Origin of the sequence: Clostridium sp. CAG:265, from assembly GCF_000436575.1 — a bacterium.
Taxonomy (GTDB): Bacteria; Bacillota; Clostridia; order Clostridiales; family Clostridiaceae; genus Clostridium; species Clostridium lentum.
The window spans coordinates 34,273-40,596 of record NZ_FR886613.1; the positions used below are offsets into that span (position 1 = coordinate 34,273).

The following is a 6,324-nucleotide window of genomic DNA, read 5'->3' on the forward strand; positions in this document are numbered from 1 at the left end:
AATTGAATTATACCATCAATATCCAATTAATTAATATCATAATATAATTAAATCTTTATGTTTTTATTTTTACAAATTTAAAATCCCTAAAGCTTAAAGCTCTAGAGATATATTATTTATACTTATTAGCATTAATATAATAACCTCCAAGAGTATCAATTCCTTGATCTATTATTACAAAATTTCCTTCTCTTAGCATCGAAGTAATTATATTTATGTGCTGTTTATTTGATGCATCTAAAGTAATTGTAAAATTATCATTTTTATCAACTATTCCCATATAGTCATATATATCACTATATTCTCCTAGTCCTAACTTTCCCTTTATATCCATTCTATAGTCAGGCATATTTAATATCCTCCTACTACTTTAGTCCATCTATATTTTTACTCAATAATAATTTATGTAAATAAATTATATTTTATTCATTCGTAATATATTTTAATAGAAAATAGAGGTGAAATTATACTCCACCTCTTATTATTTTAAGCTTCTGCCTTTAATTTCTTTGCTTCATTTAATATCTTTATTAGTTCTGATTCAGGAACTTCTTCATATCTACCAAAAGAACTTACATAACTTCCTCTTGCGTGAGTCATTGCTCTTAATGAAGTAGCGTAATTAAACATTTCAGCCATAGGCACTTCCGCAATAACTTTCTGTTCATCACCTACTTGTTCCATTCCCATAACTCTACCTCTCTTTTTATTTATATCTCCCATTACATCACCCATGTATTCATCTGGAACCTTAATTTCTACATTCATTATAGGTTCCAATAAGATTGGCTTTGCACTTTCTAACCCCTTTTTGTAAGCAATAGATGCTGCTATTTTAAAAGCCATTTCTGAAGAATCAACTGGATGGTATGATCCATCATATAATGTAGCTTTCACTCCTACAACAGGATATCCAGCCAAGACACCACTGGACATACATTCTCTTAATCCTTTCTCTACCGCTGGTATGAAGTTTCTTGGAACAGCTCCACCTACTACTTTATCAACAAAATCTAAATCAAATTCACCATCATTTCTTGGTTCAAATTTTATCTTAACATCTCCATATTGACCATGTCCTCCTGATTGTTTCTTGTATTTACCTTGAACATCAGACTTTCCTTTAATAGTTTCCCTATATGGAATCTTTGGAGTCTGTAAAATAACATCTGCTCCAAATTTATTCTTTATCCTACTAGCTATTACTTCCAAATGAGTTTCTCCTAAACCCCAAATTATTGTCTCTGCATTTTCCTTATCTCTTTCAATTTTAAAAACAGGATCCTCTTCAATAAGTTTAGATAATGCTAAAGAAATCTTTTCTTCATCACCTTTTGTTTTGGGAAGTATTGCCATTGACATAACTGGTACAGGAAGCTTAATCTTATCATATTTAATATTAATCTCTTGACTACATAAAGTATCTCCAGTTGATGTGAATTGTAATTTAGCTACTGCACCTATATCTCCAGCAATTATTTCATCAGTAACAATTTGATTTTTTCCTCTCATAAAGAATAAATGAGATAATTTTTCTTGCTTGCCACTATTAGTGTTCTTTACTACAGCATCTCCATTTAATTTGCCAGTAATTACTTTAAACAATGAAATCTTTCCTACAAAAGGATCAGCTATAGTTTTAAATACATAAGCTGAAAATGGTTTATCTTCTTCAACCTTAATATAAATTTCATCACCAGTATCAATATCTAATGCTTTATGAGCACGTGAGTATCTAGGTGATGGGAAACATCCTATAATATTTTCTAACATTGATTTGATACCTACTACTTTCGTAGCACTTCCACATAATACAGGAGCTATCTCTCCATCAGAACAACCTTTTATAAATCCTGAATAAATATCTTCATCACTAAGTTTTCCATTTTCTAAATATTTTTCTAATAATTCTTCATCAGTCTCAGCAACTGTTTCCATTATCATTTGTCTACATTCATTTACTTTATCAATAAGATCTGCAGGAATATCTATACTTACCATTTTTTTAGTTTTATTGTCTAATTTAAATGCTTTTTGTGAAATTATATTTACTACACCAGTAAAATTTTCTTCTTTACCAATTGGATATTCTATTGGTACTATGCTAAGACCAAATTTTTCTTTCATTTGTTCTAATGTCTTATCAAAATCTGCATTTTCCCTATCCATTTTATTAATAAAAAATGCCCTTGGAATATTTACTTTATTGCAATACTTCCATGCTTTTTCCGTTCCTACTTCAACACCTGATACAGCGCATACTACAATTGTTGCTATATCTACTGCTTTCATTCCTTGTATCATTTCGCCTTCAAAATCAAAATATCCAGGCATATCAACTATATTAATCTTTGTATTATTAGATTCAACACAAGCTACAGAAGTTGATAAAGAAATACCTCTCTTTTTTTCTTCTGCTTCGTAATCCATTACAGTGGTTCCATCTTCATTTTTTCCAAGTCTATCAGTAGTGCCTGTATAATATAGTAATGCCTCTGCTAATGATGTCTTTCCTGTAGCACCATGTCCTATCAAACCTACATTTCTTAAACTTTCAAAATTGTAGTTTTTCATGATATCTTAGATAATACTTGCCCTAAGTACTATCTTTCACCTGCCTTTCTTATATATAATATTTATATAATTTATATTAAAACTATTTAACTTAATAAATATCTATTAAATTTTTATGTTTTAATATGTTCAAATAGTACAAGCCTCATAATATTTCTAAAAGTATTTTATTTACTTTCTATTGTTATAAAATTATTCCCTTAATTAATAGTATTTATCCATTTTAATTTATATTACTTATTATTTAATATTTCTCCTTATACCTTACCCCTAAATTATCTTTACGTATAAAAAAGAACCTATATATATATACCTCTTTTATAAGTGTCTATCTTATAGGTTCCATTTTAATCTGATATAGTTCTTTTTTATACTAAATAATTCTTTAAAATATTTGTAATCTATTTATATAGCTTGTACATTAATTCATTACTCATAATTCATCATTAATTTAAACTCCCATTCCTACTCCTGGTCCTAATGGAAGACCTAAAACAAACCATACTACTAATAGTAGTGACCATCCTATTAAGAATACCATAGAATAAGGTAACATAGTTGAAATTATAGTTCCTGCTCCTGATTCATCATCATATTTTTGTGCAAATGCTACTATTAATGCAAAGTAACTCATTAATGGAGATATTAAATTAGTTGATGAATCCCCAATTCTGTAAGCCATTTGAGTAAGAGCTGGTGAATAACCCATTTCCATTAACATTGGTACAAATATTGGTGCCATTATTGCCCATTTTGCTGAAGCTGATCCCATGAATATATTAATAAATGCTGCAACAAGTATAAATAATAATATTAACGGAATTCCTTTTAACCCTATATTCTTTAAGAAATCTGCTCCCTGAACAGCTATTACAGTCCCAATATTTGTATAGCTGAAGTATGCTACGAATTGAGCAGCAAAAAATACTAATATTATGTATGATCCCATAGAAGACATGCTTTTACTCATTAAATTAACTACTTGGTTACTATTCTTTATTTCTCTAGAACCAATTCCATAAGCAATCCCTGGAATTAAGAATAATAAAGAAATAATTATAACTATTGATGACATAAATGGTGACGTAAGAATTTCTCCTGTTTTAGGATTTCTTAATACTCCATTGCCTGGTACAACTAATAATGCCATACCTACTAAGAATAATACTAAGGCAATTCCTGCAAATCTTAAGCCTCTTTTTTGTTCTACAGTTAAATCTTCTAATGTTTCCGTTACAGAACCTTTATATTTACCTAGTTTTGGTTCAACTATAAGTTCTGTCACTATTGTTCCTAAAATAGTTATTAGTACTGTTGATGCCATAATAAAATACCAGTTGTCAGTAATTCCTACTTTTGCAGTTGCATCTGCCATTTTAGCTGCTTCAGTACTAATTCCAGATAATAAAGCATCTGTTGATCCAACCATAAGGTTAGCACTAAAACCTCCTGATACTCCTGCAAATGCTGCAGCAATACCTGCTAATGGATGTCTTCCAAAACTCATAAATACAACAGCACCTAAAGGTATTAAAACTACATATCCTGCATCTGATGCTATACTTGACATTACTCCTGCAAAAACAACTACTAGAGTTATTAATCTTTTAGGTGTACTACTTACTAGTTTTGTTAAGCAAGCTCCTATTAATCCTGATCCTTCAGCTACACCTACACCAATTATTGCAACAAGCACTGTACCTAATGGTGCAAACCCTGTAAAGTTTGTTACAGCTGAAGTAAACATATATCTTATTCCTTCAGGACTAAGCAAACTTACAATTGATGAAGACATTTCTTTTATTTCATTTGTTGCTCTATCTAATCCTGTATAAGTAACTGATACGCCCAATTTAGCACATATATGTGATACCACTGCTATTATTACACATAATAATAAGAAAATAATTGCTGGATGTGGTAAAGCGTTTCCTACTCTCTCAACAGCACCTAGAAAACCTTTTTTATTTTTGTTCTCATTCATCCCATACTCCTCCTAAGTTTTATCAAATTTTAATTTTGCAATTTAGTTTTATTAAAATTTCATTTACTATGTTTTTATTATATATTGATATAGTAATAAAATCAAACATTTTTTATTAAAATTATGCATTTTTCCCATTTATATGTTAAATAATATGATTAATAATATGATATTTACAACTTATTATAAATATTTTTTAACAATATAGTTATTTATAATTATATTCTTTTATTAAAAAAACTATCAATAATGCAATTTTTAATTATTGATAGTTTCACAGATTAAATTTTTATCATATTTTTGATCTTATAAAATAAATTATTAACTATAGAAGCTACAATTCCACCACAACTATCTATAAAAACATCCTTAATTGTTGAACTTCTTTCTGGTACAAAATACTGATGAAGCTCATCTGAAACAGCATAAATTATAACTCCCATAATAGAATATAATATTATCTTCTTAGTATGAATATAATGTTTAATTACATTAAATAACAAAATATATAAAATAAAGTATTCAGTAAAATGTGCTGACTTTCTTATAATAAATGTTATATTACTTATATTATCTTTTGATATTTCAATACCTATTTTAGATAATAATAAGACTATTTTTCCACTTTGCCCTGATGAGACTTGTCCTGTTTGTTGTGACATATAAAATATAAAAGCCATCCATGCTAATAATAATATCCATGAAATTAATTTCTTCTTTTGCTTTTTCTGTTTCTGTTTCATTACTTCTCCCTATTCTCTAAATCATTTGTTACATAACATAACTTATTAATTCTTTTCAACTAAATATTTATTAATATATGCTAAAGATTCCTCTAATATATTTTGGCTTCCTTGCAAATCTTGTATCTTTATTTCCATTCCATATATCCTTTGTTCAATTTTGTATAAAATATCTTTAACATCATTTAATACTTTTGTTTCATATGATATTTGATTTCCATCCACATCTATATATATTTTTTCTGGAGGTGAGCCACATTTTGAACATTTAAGGTAAACATTATTACTTTCTGTATCTCTATAAATTTTAAAACCATCATTATTACACTTGGAACAAATTGATAACATAATAAAATCATAATAATTTGTATCTAAATAGTATTCACTTAAGCAATTTTTGCATATCAATTTCAATCGTCCATCCTCTGATTCTATAGAAAAAATATTTCCACTACATCCTTCCTTTTCACAAACCACAGTTCTTATCACTACGATTCCTCCTTATACTTATCCCAATATACTCTTATCATCAATTATTATGCATTTGATTATTTATATATTACACATATCTAAAAATATATTTTTAATGACCATCTAGTTTTATTTTAACTATCCAACTTACATTATATTTTCACTGGCTAATTTCTTTTCTATATTCTTTATTTTTTCATCTACTATATTTGTACTTTTTCCCAATAACACTAATTCTCTTTTTGCTAATTTTAACTCAACTATCATTTTCTCCAATTCAGTCCTTTTTTCCATATATTCACATCCCTAATTCTTTATAAAAATAATTGTAAAATTATTTCATAATTATTTATCTTTATATTAGTGTATACGTACCTTAATATAATTATATATTATATTTAACTAATCTGTATAAATTTCAAAACATTTTTTTATTCAATTTACGACATATTAATTTCAATCAAAATTCTTAATAAAACAAAAAAAGCTACGAAATAATTCGTAGCTTTTTGGTGGAGATAAAGAGATTCGAACTCTTGACCCCCTGCGTGC

At 27.8% G+C, this 6,324-nt stretch carries 6 protein-coding genes; all 6 read right to left on the reverse strand.

Going from position 1 to position 6,324, the window contains the following annotated elements; all coding sequences use genetic code 11:
• Nucleotides 1-112 precede the first annotated feature (112 nt).
• On the reverse strand, nt 113-349 hold the full coding sequence (locus Q5O29_RS06355) for a hypothetical protein (protein WP_022166988.1): 237 nt from the start codon (nt 347-349) through the stop codon (nt 113-115).
• Between the two features lie 137 nt (nt 350-486).
• Nucleotides 487-2,574 carry an elongation factor G gene (gene fusA, locus Q5O29_RS06360; RefSeq protein WP_022212132.1) on the reverse strand — a complete coding sequence of 696 codons (2,088 nt, stop codon included), beginning with the start codon at nt 2,572-2,574 and terminating at the stop codon, nt 487-489.
• Between the two features lie 451 nt (nt 2,575-3,025).
• A complete protein-coding gene (locus tag Q5O29_RS06365; protein ID WP_022212133.1) occupies nt 3,026-4,558 on the reverse strand; it encodes an AbgT family transporter in 1,533 nt (510 codons plus the stop codon).
• Between the two features lie 281 nt (nt 4,559-4,839).
• Nucleotides 4,840-5,301: a VanZ family protein gene (locus Q5O29_RS06370; RefSeq protein WP_022212134.1), complete on the reverse strand. Its 462-nt coding sequence runs from the start codon at nt 5,299-5,301 to the stop codon at nt 4,840-4,842.
• Between the two features lie 45 nt (nt 5,302-5,346).
• Nucleotides 5,347-5,790, reverse strand: coding sequence for a hypothetical protein (locus tag Q5O29_RS06375; RefSeq protein WP_022212135.1), 444 nt, complete (start codon nt 5,788-5,790; stop codon nt 5,347-5,349).
• Nucleotides 5,791-5,919: 129 nt separating this feature from the next.
• Nucleotides 5,920-6,066 (reverse strand): hypothetical protein, encoded by a 147-nt coding sequence (locus Q5O29_RS06380; protein ID WP_022212136.1) that lies wholly within the window; start codon nt 6,064-6,066, stop codon nt 5,920-5,922.
• Between the last annotated feature and the right edge of the window lie 258 nt (nt 6,067-6,324).